At 57.2% G+C, this 15,146-nt stretch carries 14 protein-coding genes; 5 read left to right on the top strand and 9 right to left on the bottom strand.

Features of this window, described 5'->3' with window-relative positions; genetic code table 11:
• Positions 1–58: 58 nt before the first annotated feature.
• The 6 genes from F8N43_RS06160 to F8N43_RS06135 all read right to left on the bottom strand — a co-directional run bounded on the left by F8N43_RS06160 (position 59) and on the right by F8N43_RS06135 (position 6,549).
• Positions 59–2,095 carry an LTA synthase family protein gene (locus tag F8N43_RS06160; protein ID WP_150629509.1) on the bottom strand — a complete coding sequence of 679 codons (2,037 nt, stop codon included), beginning with the start codon at positions 2,093–2,095 and terminating at the stop codon, positions 59–61.
• A gap of 32 nt (positions 2,096–2,127) precedes the next feature.
• Positions 2,128–2,742 (bottom strand): hypothetical protein, encoded by a 615-nt coding sequence (locus F8N43_RS06155; RefSeq protein WP_150629507.1) that lies wholly within the window; start codon positions 2,740–2,742, stop codon positions 2,128–2,130.
• Complete coding sequence (locus F8N43_RS06150; protein WP_150636511.1) at positions 2,739–4,037, bottom strand: sialidase family protein; 1,299 nt, start codon at positions 4,035–4,037, stop codon at positions 2,739–2,741. The genes F8N43_RS06155 and F8N43_RS06150 overlap by 4 nt, the downstream gene beginning before the upstream one ends.
• 310 nt (positions 4,038–4,347) lie before the next feature.
• On the bottom strand, positions 4,348–4,956 hold the full coding sequence (locus tag F8N43_RS06145) for a flavin reductase family protein (RefSeq protein ID WP_224787789.1): 609 nt from the start codon (positions 4,954–4,956) through the stop codon (positions 4,348–4,350).
• The gene (locus F8N43_RS06140; protein ID WP_150629503.1) at positions 4,934–5,899 is read right to left on the bottom strand and encodes a ribose-phosphate diphosphokinase; all 966 of its coding nucleotides are present in this window, start codon (positions 5,897–5,899) and stop codon (positions 4,934–4,936) included. Before F8N43_RS06140 ends, F8N43_RS06145 begins: the two co-directional genes overlap by 23 nt.
• An 83-nt stretch (positions 5,900–5,982) precedes the next feature.
• Positions 5,983–6,549 (bottom strand): phosphoribosyltransferase family protein, encoded by a 567-nt coding sequence (locus F8N43_RS06135; RefSeq protein WP_150653408.1) that lies wholly within the window; start codon positions 6,547–6,549, stop codon positions 5,983–5,985.
• Between the two features lie 292 nt (positions 6,550–6,841).
• Here F8N43_RS06135 and F8N43_RS06130 point away from each other — a divergent pair, with 292 nt between their 5' ends.
• The 3 genes from F8N43_RS06130 to F8N43_RS06115 all read left to right on the top strand — a co-directional run bounded on the left by F8N43_RS06130 (position 6,842) and on the right by F8N43_RS06115 (position 9,777).
• Positions 6,842–7,726, top strand: a complete 885-nt coding sequence (locus tag F8N43_RS06130; RefSeq protein WP_150653407.1) for a universal stress protein — start codon at positions 6,842–6,844, stop codon at positions 7,724–7,726.
• Positions 7,727–7,783: 57 nt separating this feature from the next.
• Complete coding sequence (locus F8N43_RS06125; protein ID WP_150653406.1) at positions 7,784–8,491, top strand: phosphoribosyltransferase; 708 nt, start codon at positions 7,784–7,786, stop codon at positions 8,489–8,491.
• A 626-nt stretch (positions 8,492–9,117) separates the two neighbouring features.
• Positions 9,118–9,777: a c-type cytochrome gene (locus F8N43_RS06115; RefSeq protein ID WP_150653405.1), complete on the top strand. Its 660-nt coding sequence runs from the start codon at positions 9,118–9,120 to the stop codon at positions 9,775–9,777.
• A 58-nt stretch (positions 9,778–9,835) separates the two neighbouring features.
• Here the strand turns inward: F8N43_RS06115 and F8N43_RS06110 are convergent, their stop codons facing one another.
• Complete coding sequence (locus F8N43_RS06110; RefSeq protein WP_150636527.1) at positions 9,836–10,762, bottom strand: universal stress protein; 927 nt, start codon at positions 10,760–10,762, stop codon at positions 9,836–9,838.
• 303 nt (positions 10,763–11,065) lie between these two features.
• Between F8N43_RS06110 and F8N43_RS06105 the strand changes: the two genes are divergently transcribed.
• Positions 11,066–12,304 carry an MgtC/SapB family protein gene (locus F8N43_RS06105; RefSeq protein ID WP_150653404.1) on the top strand — a complete coding sequence of 413 codons (1,239 nt, stop codon included), beginning with the start codon at positions 11,066–11,068 and terminating at the stop codon, positions 12,302–12,304.
• Between the two features lie 18 nt (positions 12,305–12,322).
• Here the strand turns inward: F8N43_RS06105 and F8N43_RS06100 are convergent, their stop codons facing one another.
• Positions 12,323–13,225: a GGDEF domain-containing protein gene (locus F8N43_RS06100; protein ID WP_150653403.1), complete on the bottom strand. Its 903-nt coding sequence runs from the start codon at positions 13,223–13,225 to the stop codon at positions 12,323–12,325.
• A 209-nt stretch (positions 13,226–13,434) separates the two neighbouring features.
• Between F8N43_RS06100 and F8N43_RS06095 the strand changes: the two genes are divergently transcribed.
• On the top strand, positions 13,435–14,358 hold the full coding sequence (locus F8N43_RS06095) for a universal stress protein (protein ID WP_150653402.1): 924 nt from the start codon (positions 13,435–13,437) through the stop codon (positions 14,356–14,358).
• A gap of 54 nt (positions 14,359–14,412) precedes the next feature.
• Here F8N43_RS06095 and F8N43_RS06090 read toward each other — a convergent pair whose 3' ends face one another.
• Positions 14,413–14,976 (bottom strand): GNAT family N-acetyltransferase, encoded by a 564-nt coding sequence (locus tag F8N43_RS06090; RefSeq protein WP_150629486.1) that lies wholly within the window; start codon positions 14,974–14,976, stop codon positions 14,413–14,415.
• Between the last annotated feature and the right edge of the window lie 170 nt (positions 14,977–15,146).

Here is a 15,146-nt window from a genome sequence, read left to right as displayed (position 1 = left end):
ATGCTATCGGGGCCGGCGCGGTAGTCCGGCCCCGAGGCAATCGGACTGACGATCCCGGCTACTTGCGCACGTTCTGGTACAGCATCAATCTTGAAGTTTCATGCAGGCCGCGGGTCAGTTGCACCAGGCGTTTGAACTCTTCAGGGTTCTGCCCGGCCACGTTGTCCAGCGGCGTCGGTGAGGCCAGGTCGTGCAGCGTCGGCGAGCTGCCGTCGTGCTGCATCTGCACCATGTAGTGTTGAGTGACGCCCGCAATCAACGGGAACGTGCCTTCACGCAGCACCAGTGGCACCACGCGTTCACCCTCGGGCGCAGGCTGCTGAATATCACGCCCCAGGCCACTGTTGCGAAATTCCAGGCCGGCCATGCCGGCCACGGTTGGCAGTAAATCCACCAGGCCGACGGCTTCCTTGACGGTCCGCGTGCCGAGCAGGCCCGGTGCATGGATGATCATCGGCACCGCGTTGCTTTCCAGGCCCAGTTGTTCATAAGCCGGTGCCAGGAAAGGGATCTGGGCGATGCGGGTGTTATGGTCGCCAAACAGCACGAAAATGGTGTTGTCGTAGTAACCACCTTCCTTGGCAATTTCCATCAAGCGTCCAATGTTGAAGTCCAGCAAACGCACGGCGTTGTACTGTTCGACACTGCGCGATCCTGCGGCCTGGACTTCCTCCAGGGTAGGGTGCTTGACCTCGAACCCATCATTGCTCTTGGGAATCGTGAACGGACGATGGTTGCCGGCCGTCTGCACATAGGCAAAGAACGGTTTGTCCTTGGGCAGTGCCTGCAGGATCTTGTCGGTTTCCTTGAACAGATCCAGATCGGAAATCCCCCAGACATCCACTACCGGAGATTTCCAGTCCCGCTCTTCGAACAAACGAACCCCGTCGATACTCTGCCGAATCAAGGCGTTCATGTTGGCCCAACCGGAGTTGCCGCCAATGGTGTAGATCTTCTCGTATCCGGTGAAGGCGTTGATCAATGTGTGCTGTTTGGTAATCAGCGGATTACGCGTCGCGGTTTCCTGTCGAGTGACGTCCGGGACCCCGCTAATGCTGGCCCAAACGGTTTTTGCGGTCCCGGTGACCGGAACATAGAAGTGCTCGAAAAACCAGCTCTGCGTGGCCAGTCGATCAATGTTGGGCGTCGGATTGATCGGGTTGCCATACGCGCCGACGGCACTGGTACCCAGCGACTCGAGCATGACAAACATCACGTTCGGCGCTCGTGTGCTCGATACTTTGTAGGGTTGTGGTGCCTGGTGACGGACAAAATTCAGGGTTTGCGAGTCGGGTTGTTCGACGCCCAGGTATTTGGACATCACGGCGTAGTGGTCACGCACCTGCGCTTCGTCATAGCGTGATTGGCCGACCTTGACCGTGTCGTAGAGGAAAATCACCGGGTTCAAGCCCAGCGCTGCGACCTGGTTATTGCCGGAGAAGAACGCATCGCTCCAGCGCAACGGGACAGGGTTTTCGAGGTTCATGTTCTCGACACGGCCCAGGATGCCAAGCAGTACCAACACGACCATCAACGCGCCACCCCAGGTGGCGGAGAGCGGGTGAATGGCTTTGCGGGGCCGGTCCAGCGTCACACGCTCCAGGCGCACCAGAGCCAAAGTCACCAGTGCGACTGTTGCCAGCCACCCCAGTGAAATCCAGATGACCGGGTAGGTTTGCCAGACCATGTCACGGGATATTTGCGCGTCTTCGATGAAGCGCAGCACGGTGGCGTTGATCCTCACACCCAAGTAGGCGTAATGGCCAAAATCTACGATATAGATCAGCAGCAGGGCGCCCATGGCGATGGACACATACACGCGTGCCAATTGGCGAAGCAGGCGGCTGCTGACGAGATTCCAACGCGGAATCCAGGCCAGCAACGCCATTGGCAACATGACCAGGATGGCCAGGCGCAGATCGAAACGAAAGCCGATGCCCAGGGTTTCCAGGACGGTACGGTCGTCGCTCAATGCGTTGGCGTCGAAACCGGAAAAACCGAAAAAGAACACCACCCGCAGCAATGCAAACAACACAAACGCGATCGCTGTCGCGCCTAGCCAATAATGCAAACGTCTTGATTGCAGCCAACCCATCCCTGTTCCCCTGTTAAAAACGTCGTTGAATCTCAAACGGATCCGGAGTCTTTCACTGAGCCACGCAGCGTGTTCCGCCAGCCATACGACCAACGCACTGCCAGCGTCAGCAGTGCCGCGCAGCAATACAGGCCCAGCAGCGGATCAACCAGGTAATCCCAATAGTTATGTGAAGGTTTTACCCCGACGACGAAGGCCAGGGTTGCACTCGCCAGCATCACGACGGCCAGGTAACTGCGTACATAAAACAGGCCTGCCGTGAGCAGTGCGACGAAGATCAGCATCGGGCGCGGACTGAAGCCAAGCCGGTAAGGGTCCAGATAACTCAACCCCAGCGTTGCGGGGTAGAGCACCAACGCCATCGCAGCGAAGATGATCAATACGCTGGTCGTGCCTTGCTGCGCAGGCGGCAGGAAACCCAGTCGACGCAAACAGCCCCACACCATGAACACCAATGTCGTGACCGCCAGGTCATCGATGTGGCTGCGCAAGTACGCAGCCAACGACAAGCCATCCAGCGGTATGAAGCTGGCTGCCAGCAATGCCACCAACAGCGCGATCCTCGCAGTCCGCTTTAAACCAAACGAAGGCAGCAACAGAAAGATGATCAGGGTGAAGCTGATATGGGCTTGCCACAGGTTGATCATTTGGCACGCTCCGATAACCATGCATCGTTGAAGGTGACGTGCTTGATGAAGGTGTTGTTCCAGGAATAAACCAGGTGATACATACCGTCGGGACTTCGGATGAAGTACGGGTATTCATATTCGAAACTGCAGCCTTGCGCCTTACAGACCCTGCTGTCGAGGTTGTTCAGGAACTGCGCCTCCAGCGGTTGGCGCAGTGCACCACTGGAACCGCGAAACTCTCTGCCGATGATTTCCTTGTAAGCCTCGGGCGAAAACGTATCGCCTTCAGGATCAGGCGATTTGTCGAGGTCCCGCAGCGAACGCCAATCGTCCATTTTTGCGTCGGTACCATAAAGACTCAGTTTGAATCGGCCCTCCTGCAAATCATTGAGCGCCACCAGCAATCCGTGTTCGGGCGTGGCGATGGCTGCCAACGAGGAGTTCGGATTGGAGGGGTCGAGCGGGTAGGGTTCGCTCCAGGTTTGCCCGGCGTCTTCAGTGCGGGTCGCCAGCACACGGTGATGGGTGTTTCCGGCATAGCGCAACAAGGCGATACCGCGCCGTCCGTCCAGCGGAACGACCGTGGGTTGCAATGAATTGTTGCCGTGGCTGATGCGGAATTTATCGATCACATCGCCGTCTGCGCTCAGGTACAGGTACTCGGAAAATTTGCCGAGAAATTCGTGGTAGACCGGTAAACCGATGGAACCGTCGGCATGAAACACCGGGGCCGAACGTACCAGGGTGCTGATGTTCAGAAAGGGTGAAGTGATCAATTGGCGTGGTTCGGACCATTGGCGACCATAGTCGTCAGAGACCATCACGTTGACCGCACTACCGGCCCAGCCCCCCATGGACACCGACACGTAGAACAACCAGAGGCGTCCGTCCGGTGCGAGCGCGACAACCGGGTTGCCCAGCTTGCGGATGTATTTTCCAGTGCCCTGTTGGGTCGATTTCCGCGTCGCCAATACCTGCTCGGCACCCCATTCGCCGGTATTCGCGTCGAAGCGTGCAGAACGCACCTGCACGTCGGCTGCGCCTTCGCGGGTGCCGGCGAACCAGACCGCCATCAGGCTACCGTCTGGCAAGGCGGTTACCGCCGAGGAATGCACGAAGTCCACCAGCCCGGATGAGGCAAAACGACTGGTATAGATGGGTTTGGCGACTTGATCAGTCACAGCCTTTACGGGATTCATCAAGGCGAAGGACGAGTGTTCCGGAGCAGGATGGGTGAACCATGCGACCGAAAACAGGCAGAAAAGGGCGACATAAGCCCCGAAGGCAGGGAAGGTGGGTAGGGGGATGCGCATAATTCAGGTTGTGCATCTCATGGCCAGTTCAGGCCGCTCAACCTATCACTTGTAGTTCCAGACTCGGTCTTTTGCGAGCTGCTAATTCGTAAGCAAATGTTTGTAGTACGCCATCCTGTCGACTGCGTAGTTGATAGTTCTTATGTATCAATAACTTGCATCCCTGCTTGGGAACCGGACCGTTGATCGAATTGTTGATCTTTACCGTGAGTGATGAGGCGCGCACAAGGAACCAGAGATCCGCTGGATTGACTGATAAGGACGCAGGGCGAGTCCATTTGAATGGATGGTGACGGCGATCGCCCAACACCTAGACACCCTCTGGAAGTTTCGCTTGCATCATTTTTCTTCTATCCAATGTGCGTCCGTCCACGACGAAGGAACCATCACCCACTGAATGAATGGTTCGTGTCTCTTTGGGTGAATCGTCGATGTAGGCGGCGAGGCCTTCGAGGACAACAATATTGTGTTTCTCGATGATATCGACAACCTTGCATTCGATATTTGCCAGGCATTCCTTAATCAAGGGTGACCCGACATGTTTGCCTTTCACGGGCGTCAATCCGAATGTTGCAAACTTGTCGGTGTCGGCACCGGAACAGGTTCCCACACCAATAACGCGATCGATCAAATCGACGGAGGGTATCGAAATGACGCACTCCTTGGTTTTCAGAAGCGCTGCGTATGAATAGTTCCAGGGGCCGGTGGTGATGGCGAAAATCGGCGTGAAGCCCATCACCATGGTCCACGAGACAGTCATGATGTTGTTCTTCTGGCCATCATTTGTGGTGACGAAAACAACCGGTCCCGGCTCAATCAGTGTGAATGCTGTGTTGATTTTGATCTTTTTCAACTGCAGGCACTCCCCATTGTCTTTGGTCGGCAACATCATCTGTTCAGACGGTACCAAATCGTCCATTTTCAGCCAGCAAGGTGGCTATCAGGGCGGTGCTGTCGAGTACGTGCAAATGTTGCGTCACGCACTCGGTGGGCAGGCGAAATGGAGGTAAGCTGTCAGAGATCGCAATGTGCTCGAAAAGCGGCTGGTCGAACAGATGGCTGCCCGTAGTGAACAAACCATGGGTCGCCGCTGCGAACAGTCGGGTGGCTCCAGCGTTTTGACAGGCAAGGCCCGCATGTTTCAGCGTTTCGCCGGTACTGATCAGGTCATCGAAAACAATGGCTGTCTTACCCGAGACTTCGCCAACCAAGAGGGTGCCCGTCAGCGTCGTGTGAGCACGGTGCTTTTCCATCAGCGCACTGCCCACTGAGCGTCCCAGTTGTCGTTCGAGGGCCTGACGAAATTGTTCAGCGCGCTTGATACCACCGGAATCAGGGGACACCGCCACCACGTCGGTGTCGCCGACGAACCTGGCGAAATGCCGGGCGAACAATTCGGTGCACTGCAAGTTCCAGGTCGGAATGCGAAAGGCATTGTCGAACGCGGCTGGATTATGCACTTCCAGGGCAATCAGACGATCTACGCGGCAGGCTTCAATCATGGCCGCCAGGTAGCGAGTGATCGTTGGGTCTTGAGGCTGGCTGCGACGATCTTTTCGTCCGTAGCAGAGGTAGGGCGTTACTGCCTGCACCTCGCGAGCGCCGGCATCCTTGAGGGCTGCGCAAAAGAACAACAGGCGACACAACTTATCGTTAGCGCTTTGCCGGCCATCCCCATACAAGGAATGGAACACCACGACCTCGCGACCGTTAACCGACTCCAGCGGTCGGCATTTATGCTCGCCATCTTCATAGTCACGCTCTTCATGAAGGGCCAGTTGGCAGCCAAGCCGTTGCGCGACGCGTGTCGCATAGTGCTCACTGCCTTGCAGAGCAAAAAGAAGCGGGCGATCGGTGAGCATGCTTTTGCTCCTTTGAGGCTTATCAAACAGGCCTCACCCGGATGGCTTACGTAGACATCAACTACCCTGCAACCCTTGCGCCATCATCGGGCAGCACCATGACGCAAAACTTCAATGCAGAACTCCATTTCGTAGGGCGGGACGTTGCATTCGACGATGTCATGGGCGGCAACTTGCAGGTGCACGCCGATAATGTCGGCACGGATCGGCTGCTGGCAGACATGCCGGTCAACCAGTACCGCAGTGTAGACCCGACGAGCACCCAGTTGTGCCAAATAGGCACAGGTGCGCAGGAGTGAATGTCCCTCAAAAAGCACATCGTCGACAACAAGCAGGGTGGTATTGACAAGGTCCAGCTCGCCCAGAAGTGGGTTCTCGGTCAATTCCGTGTGTGCATGCAACACCTTGAGGTCATCGGCATAGCGCTTGACCTTCAGAGGGTAAAGAGGCAGTTCTGGCTGACCGGTCTGACGTGAAAGGTGTTGCTGTAAACGCTGTGCCAGCGGCTCGCCGCGGCGCTGGATGCCAATCAGTGCCGCTTGCGCGGGCGGCAACAATGTCGCGGCTTGGCGCGCCATCGCCTGCAGCACGCCATCGAGTTCATCGCTGTCGTACAAGCGTAACCGCTGACTAGCAGGTAGGGTCGGCATCGCAATCTCCTGTCGGGAACCGATGGGTTGATCCTGCCAACATAATCCTGCTCGGCCCGTCCTTATTGATATTGATCAAGCGCGATGAAATGAAAATTCAATCCATTTTACCAGCGCGCCCCCGAGCTCCTTGAGCTGCGTTGGCGCAGGGATTTGATATAAATCAACGCCAGGGCGACATCAACAGAGGACTCTGAATCAACGCTGGTGCCTGATCCGGTGCAGGCGTTACGGCTGGCCTCAATGATGGGGCTGCGGTGGACGTCGAGTCCCATCTGTCTGGAGTCAGATCATGAGCCAATATCAACGTTTGTTACTCATCATCAACCCGGTCCTGCGCCATTCTCCTGCGATAAACCATGCGGCCGCACTGGCCAAGGCTAGCGGCGCGAGCTTGCATATTGCTGCGTTTGTCAAGCCGTTGGAGATACTGTCTCTGCTGGACGAAGGCGTGCGGGAAAAAGCCCGTGAAAGCTACCTTCAGGACCATCGCGACTGGCTGGAGAACCAGGCCACCCATCTCCATGCTCTCGGGCTCGAAGTGACGACGGAGGTGACGTGGGCCGATGACATGAAACAAGACATTCTTGATCACGTCACGGAAATGCAGCCCGACCTGCTGATCAAGGAAGTGCAGCACGAATCAGCGCTCAAACGCGCATTCTTCACCCCGCTGGACTGGCATTTGTTGCGCCACTGCCCGATACCGGTCTATCTGGTGGGCGGTGGTGGTCATGCCTTGCCGCGCAAGGTGGTGGCGGCGGTTGACGCTTCGGCTACCGAGTCCCCAGGCACCGAGCTGAATGAGCGGATCATTCAGCAAGCCACCAACCTGGCATTGCAGTGTGATGCCGAGTTGCACCTGCTGTATGCCTGCGATCTTTCGGGCGTCTATCTGGCGGACATGGGGGGGCTGGCCCTTTCAGACATCACTAACGAGCTGCGCACAACAGAGGAACAGTCGTTCATCAAATTGGCCGGTAAGAACGGCGTGCCCGCTGACCGTCGGCATTTCGTTCTCGGTCACCCGGTCTCGGCGCTGAGCGATTTTGTCAGCAAGCAGCAGGTGGATGTGATCGTGATGGGCAGAGTCCAGTACCACGGACTGGAGAAGCTGCTGGGCAGCACGACAGAACATATTCTGTACCAGGTGTCTTGCAGTATTCTGGCGGTCTGAAACGGAGAAGGCCCTGTTGTAACGAACCACAGGCGTTATCGCCTGAGGAGGTTTTTCATGAGTCAAAGCCCCTCATTGCAAACCACCTTGAAGGACCGGGCTGATGCCGGTCAACGGCTGGTGGAACCGTTACTCAAATACGCTCATCGGCCCGATGTCATCATCCTCGCCTTGCCCCGTGGAGGCGTTCCGGTCGCCTACGAAGTGGCTAAGGCCCTGGACGTGCGTCTGGACCTGATGCTGGTCCGCAAACTGGGCGTTCCCTCCCACCCGGAATTTGCCATGGGCGCCATTGCCAATGGCGGTATCCAAATCATTAATGAAGACGCCTTGCGGGCGCACCCCATTACCCCGGCCGCATTCGATTCCGTGCTCGCGCGCGAAACACAGGAGCTATTGCGTCGTGATCAGGTGTACAGGGGCGCTCGCCCAGCTGTGCAACTCAAGGATCAGGTGGTGATCCTGATCGACGACGGCCTGGCAACCGGGGCCTCTATGATGGCGGCAATCCACGCGGTGCGAATGCAAGCACCGTCCCGCATCGTCGTCGCCGTGCCGGTTGCACCGCAGGAAACGGTGGAAGCGCTGCGCAGTGAAGTCAATGAAGTGATCTGCCCACTGATTCCCGAGTGGATGATGTCGATCGGTTATTGGTACTTGAGTTTCCCTCAGACTTCAGACGAAGAGGTCATCGATTTGTTGATGCGCGCCTGGCAGCGAGAGCCCGCCACCCGCGCGTCGGCTCAGGAGAGTGTCGATGACTGAGTTGAAATATCGACAGCTCGACCTGAGGGCCGTTGCGCTATCAGCCGCTTGACGTCTGCGGACCAACGCCAGCGCTCTAGTGGTCTTGGGGCATGGCAGAAGTCGCCAGACTCGCTGGCGACTGGTTCGTGAAGCATCTGCACGGCCCCGACTGAAAACGCTTGATCCGCCTCACACGCCAAAGGGATAGGTTTCGTCTTCCGGTTCCCAGTGCTGTCACCGGTTGAGTCTGTTCAATCCAGATCATGGCGTCGAACTGTTCGGCCATCATCGCTTCGAAGTAGTGACTGTAGAGTGTCGAACATGTGCCGGTCGCGCAGGTTCCAGGAGGTGGTCGAACCTCGTCCTACACCTTGATCCAGACAAATAATTGAGTTTCGTCAATAAAGGGTTCAACGCCTTGAGAGAAGGTGTCTGGATCAAGTATTCGTTGGCTGCCTGATATGAACAGACGCGATGGTGGTTAGTCCGAATGCAGATCCGAATGGCTCCTTTGCCTCTGACCTTGTAAATGGTCTGCGTCTAGCTAGGCTCCAGCCAACGGATGTCATCAGGCAGCTTTTTTCAGAGGGATTTGATGTAGAGGAAGGATGCGTTTTGATCCGCTAAAAGTAGGGGCGTAGATCATGGAAGCATTTGGCACGACGCGTATTTTCCACCAGTCACCTCTTGCTCTGGCCCTCTGCGTAGCAGCGCTCATGGGCTGTACCCGAACGAGCGAAAAGACTTTGCAAACAACATCACCCATGTCCGGTATTGCCATGGCGGACCAGGTTTGCGCCCAATGCCATGGGCTGACGGGGGAATCCGTCTCGCCGGCGTTTCCCAAGTTGGCCGGTCAGCAAAAAGAGTACCTGAAGTTGCAGTTGGCCGACTTCAAGGGCCATGCTCGCAGCGATAAAATCGGGGTCCAGTACATGTGGGGGTTTACCCATCTGACAGAGACCCAGATAACCGAACTGGCCGACTATTTTTCAAGCCAGAGCCCCATGAAGGCTGATGCCGACACGCCTGATGCGCGCGGTGAGTTGATCTTTCACCAGGGCTTGCCCGAATCTGGCGTCGCTCAGTGCAGTTCCTGTCACGGTGCAGGCGGCCAGGGTGATGGTCGGTTTCCCCGCCTGGCGGGTCAACACGCAAACTATATGAGTCGCCAGATCAAGGTTCTTCAACGATCCGACCAGCGCCCCCGTGACACCCTGATGAAGCAGGTGAATCATTCACTGTCTGATGCGGATGCCGAATCTGTCGCACATTACCTGGCATCACAGGGGTCAAAAAAATAGGGCGTCCGCTCGAAGTGCAATAGCTAACGCACGGCGAGCGGCCTGATCACGGCGACTATCAGTCAGCCAGTTCTTCGGGTGAAATCACCCACACGCTGCACGGCATTTTGTACAGCAGATGTTCCACCGTACTGCCGACCAATCGGCCCAGGCCACGATGGCCTACACGGCCCATGACGATGACGTCGATGTCATAGGCATCAGCGTAACTGGAAAGAACCTTGGCCGGATTGCCCATGATCATGTGCTGGTTCTCCGCTGGAATGCCATTGCGCTCGGCCAGTTCGCGGAAGGCGTCGCCCTGTGCATCGAACAGGGTCTTGGCTTTGCCTGAAGAGAAAAACGCGGAGGCGTTGTCGAAACCGAATTCGTCGGCGCTGATGGATGAAAGGTCATGGGCATAGATCACATCCAGCGTCGCATTACAGGTGCTCGCCAGTTTTGAGGCCTCACGCAGAATCCGGTCGTTAAAACCTTCGTATTGACCTTCGCGATGGAAAGGATCAACCGCAGCGACAATTTTACGCGGCAAGACGTGCTTCACATGACTGACAAAATGCAAAGGCACGGGGCATTCGCGCAGCAAATGGATATCGAGGGGCGTGAACATCAGGCGTGACAGCAGCGATTCGTATTCGAGTGACTTGATCAGTGCGGTCATCGGCTGTTCTTTGAGGTGAATGAGAATTTCCTGCAAGGGTCTTTCCACCCAGACCACTTCAGTGGTGACGTGCACTCCGATTTTGCGTAAGGGGCGGGCCTGTTCTTCCAGCCACTGGCGATGGCGCTCGACGTACCCGATGCGCATCTGCTCCAGCGCTTGTTCGTTGACCATACCGGCGGTCGCCAGACCTTCCAGGTAATCGAACGCCACGATATGCAGTGCCGCCCCCGAAGCCTTGGCCAACGCCGCAGCCCGGTCGAACGCGGGGCTGTTTTCCATCAGGGGCGAGACGACCAGCATGAAACGTGATTGCTCAGACATGACAAATCTCCCGTAGGTAGTCCAGAAACGCCTGCGCTTAATGGCAACGGTGCGTTTGGGCAGTTGAAGCCTTATGCACATTGTTGCTGCTAGCCAGGGAGGGGAGATTGATTTTTGTCAAACAGGCACGGGATGGAAAAATGCCCTCCGACATGCGGTTAGTCACACCGTGGCCATCATGAAAGGGTTGACCATTATCAACCTCCCGTCCGTCATTGGGGCGCACTCTTCAGGGCGTGCTGAACTCAAGCGCAAGCAGGGGACTGGAGGGATCGCCATGGCGAACATAAGGGCAGGGCACCCATGATCGAAGCCTTGGGCCTGGCGGGAGTGGCCGCTGCGCTGGGGATCGGCATGCTCATCGGTCTTGAACGCGAACGGCACAAGGGGCGAGGGGACAGCCGTGCCTGTGCCGGCTTGCGCACGTTTGCGATTACCGCGTTGTTGGGTTACGCGGCAATGGTGGTCGGTGGTGGCCTGCTGGTGGGGATCATGGCGTTCGGACTGGCGATGCTGGTCTGCGTGGCGTATTGGCGAAGCTTGAGCAATGACCCGGGCGTGACCAGCGAAGTGGCGTTGCTCACGGTGTTGGTATTGGGCGCGTTATGTAGCACCGCGCCTGAGCTGGCCATTGTCATGGGCGTGGTGATTGCCGCGCTGCTGATGTACCGGCAGAAGTTGCACCACTTTGCCCGCAGCCAACTGACCGAAGCGGAAATGCGCGACGGGTTGGTGTTACTGATTGCTGCACTGGTGGTGCTGCCATTGGCACCGGACCGTTTCATCGGCCCCTACGCCGCCATCAACCTGCGCACCATTTGCACGTTGACCGTATTGCTGATGGCAGTGGGGGCGATGGGGCATATCGCTGTGCGTGCCTTGGGCAGCCGTTATGGCTATGCGATCAGCGCCATCGCTTCCGGGTTTGCGTCCAGCACCATGACCATCGCCGCCATGGGACATCTGGTCACCAAAGAGCCCGAACACATCAAAATTCTGAGCGCGGCAGCGATACTGTCCAACTTGGCTACCGTCACCCAGGTCGGCCTGATCCTCGGGGCGGTCGATACCGATCTGCTGCGCCCCATGTGGGGGCCGCTGCTGTGCGGTGCCGCTGCCACGGCGTTGTATGGCCTGGGCTTGATGTTTCCCGCATCTGCGAGCGGCACCAACCAGCCGATCAAGGTGGGTGGTGCGTTCAATCTCAAGCTGGCCCTGGTCGTCACGCTGGCCATGACCGGCATCACGTTTCTGTCGTCGGTGATGCTCAGCCACTTTGGCGAGGCCGGGGTAATGTTGACCGCGACCCTTACCGGGTTTGCCGATGCGCATTCCTCGACGGCGTCCATTGCCTCCCTGGCCAAGGCCGGGCTGGTGCCTTTCGATGCCATTGCCGGCCCCGCGCTGATTGCTGTCAGCAGTAACTCGCTGAGCAAATGCCTGGTGGCCTGGGTCAGCGGCGGACGACGGTTCGCCGCTTATGTGATCCCCGGCCAGGTGTTGCTGACACTGGCGATGTGGGTGGGCACCTTGTTGCACTGAAGCCCGTGTATTGAATGCTCAATCAGAGACTGGCGTCAGAAGGCTGAAACGGCAGAGATTGCCACCGGTTTTTTTTGCCTGGTACATCGCACCGTCAGCCTGACCGAGCAAGTCTTCGGCGCTGACGCCATCAGCGGGAAACAGGCTGATACCGACGCTTATGCGTACTTCAATACTCTGTGCCTCGATCATGAAGGGCTGATTGATGGCGGCGATTAGTTTATGGGCCAAGGCCTCAAGCTGGTCGACTTGATCCATGCACGTGATCAGAATTGCGAACTCGTCCCCGCTTAAACGAGAAACAATATCGGATCTGCGCACGGACTGGCCCAAGCGCTCGGCCACCGCTACCAACAGCTTGTCGCCACAGGCGTGCCCCAACGTGTCGTTGACCGACTTGAAGCGATCCAGATCGATAAACATCAACGCGAACGACTGGTGGTTCTTCGTGGCGTAGTTAATGGCCTGATCAAGCAGATTCAGAAACAACCTGCGGTTAGGCAACCCGGTCAGGGGATCATGGAATGCCAACTGCTGCATGTTGGCGCGCTCGTCATCCATCAACGTGAAATTGTGCAAGATGGCGATGAAGTGCGTCACCACACCTTGATGATCGAGCACTGGGGTGATGACCTGATTGACGGTACAGCTACCGCCATCCTTGCGTCGCTCGACCATTTCACCTTGCCAGGTGAGGCCCGCCAGGAGCGTCAGCCACAGGTCCCGATAGAAGGTCGTACTTTGTCTTCCCGAGGAGAGCAGGTGCGGGGTTTTCCCCACCAGTTCCGGTTTGGTATAGCCACTCAAGAGGCAAAACGCTTTATTGATCCAGACGATGCACCCCGTCCTTTCTGTGATCAATACCGGATTTGTCGCAGCGTCCAATGCTCTTACCAACAACTGCTGGTCATAGTCGATCATTGCCCCTCCGATACTGCCATTGAAGCGTTAAGCCTTGATTCAGGCTAGGTGGAAGGGGGGCGCGATCGTTTGATCAAGATCAACTTTATCTGCCGTGATTAATGTCAAACGGAACGTCGTTGCTGATAAAGATCAAGTCGCCTCCGGCTCGAACGCTCAGTCTGAATGCCTGAACACTTCATCCAGATGGCCGCGTGCCGAGGTGCCCCATGTCGCAGACTCAGCGTTTACTGTTAATTGCTCCCCCAGCCATGACCCGCACGTCGGCGTTCGACCGCGCCGCGGCGTTGGCACTCGCGATGCAATTGCCGTTGCATATCGTGGCGTTCGATTATTTGCAGGCTTTGGCGGTCGCCGGCCTGTTCGCTCCAGAACAAATCAGCCTGGCACGGGACGGGTACTTGCAAACCCATCGGCAGTGGCTCGCGGAGCAAGCCGCGCTGATGAGCAAGCACGGGGTCGTGGTCACCAGCGAGGTGGTGTGGGTACAGCATCCTTACGAGGAGATCCTGCACTTCGTCAACGAGATGCCGCTGGCGCTGATCATCAAGGATGCCCAGGAAGAATCGGCGTTGAAACGCGTGTTTTTCACACCACTGGATTGGCAGCTGCTGCGCGATTGCCCGGTGCCGGTGCATCTGGTGACCAACGCCCTCAACCCACGACCCCACAACGTGCTGGCCATCATCGATGTGATGCGCAGCGAAGACCAGGATCATGTGTTCAACGACCAGATTATCGACGCGGCGACCAAGCTGGCTGAACAGTGTGGCGCCCGGCTTGAGCTGTTGCATGTCTTTGACTGGACCGCCATGTATGCGCAGGACATGGGGTTTGGTGCACTGCCGCTGGCCGTCGGGATTTATGAGGCGTTGGGCGTGGCTCAGCACGAGGCATTTGCGGCCCTGGCAGAGCGTCACGGCGTGCCACCGGAATGTAGGCACTTCGTCGAGGGCATCCCGGTGTCGAGTATTTGTGAATTTGCCGCCGACCACCGCACCGATGTCATCGTGATGGGGACGGTGCAACACAAGGGGTTGAGCAAGTTATTGGGGACCACGGCCGAGCAACTGTTGCATCGGGCGCCTTGCAGCGTGCTGGCAATAAAACCGGGCAAAGTGCTGCAATCCTGAGAACCTGGATAGCCCCGCGATGAACCGTTGGCCGGAACATCGCGGGGCGATTTTTTACAGGTAAAGACGATGAATGACCTGACGACTGTCATCGGGATCATTGTGCGTCTCGAAACCCAAGACTTTCGCCAGGTCGCGCATCGGCGCATTACTGGAAGCGTCCACCGAGTACATTTGGCGAAAACCGTTCTTGCGTGCAGCCTTGATCAGATGTTCCATCAGTAACGTGCCCAGCCCCAGGTGCTTCCATTCATCGGCAACCGTCACCGCGCATTCACACTCATGCTCGCCCGTGGCGGCGTAGCGGCTAATGCCGATCTCGATCAACTGGCCGTTTTCGTGAACCAGTGCGATATAGGCCGTGCGCTGTTGGTTATCGGTGTCCATCAACTGGTCAAGCATGGCGGCGCCGGGTTCATTTATCTGCGCCAGGAAACGCATGTGCCGGGACTCGGGAGATAGCCGTTTGATAAAGGCGTATTCACGATCGCGATCTTTTGACTCCAGCGGCCGGATCAGCACATGGCGACCGTCCTTGAGTGCTTCGATCCAGTATTGTCCGGTGACTGCGGCGTAGGCGGCAGCGGCCCGATCATTGTGGTCTTTGACAGTGAGCATGGGGTGATCCTCCATCCGGTTTGAAAGGTTGGCGCGCGGCGGAAAACCCCGCAGTTCACTCCTTTCTACACCGCCGTCGGCGTCAGAATCTGATCTGGATCAGAGAGACGTCACGTGGGCATTGATTGGCGCGTGTTTGATGTAAATCAACCCGGGGGAGGGGGCAACGG

It is taken from the genome of Pseudomonas fluorescens, from assembly GCF_902498065.1.
GTDB lineage: Bacteria > Pseudomonadota > Gammaproteobacteria > Pseudomonadales > Pseudomonadaceae > Aquipseudomonas > Aquipseudomonas fluorescens_BJ.
This window is presented reverse-complemented; position numbering and strand designations above follow the sequence as displayed.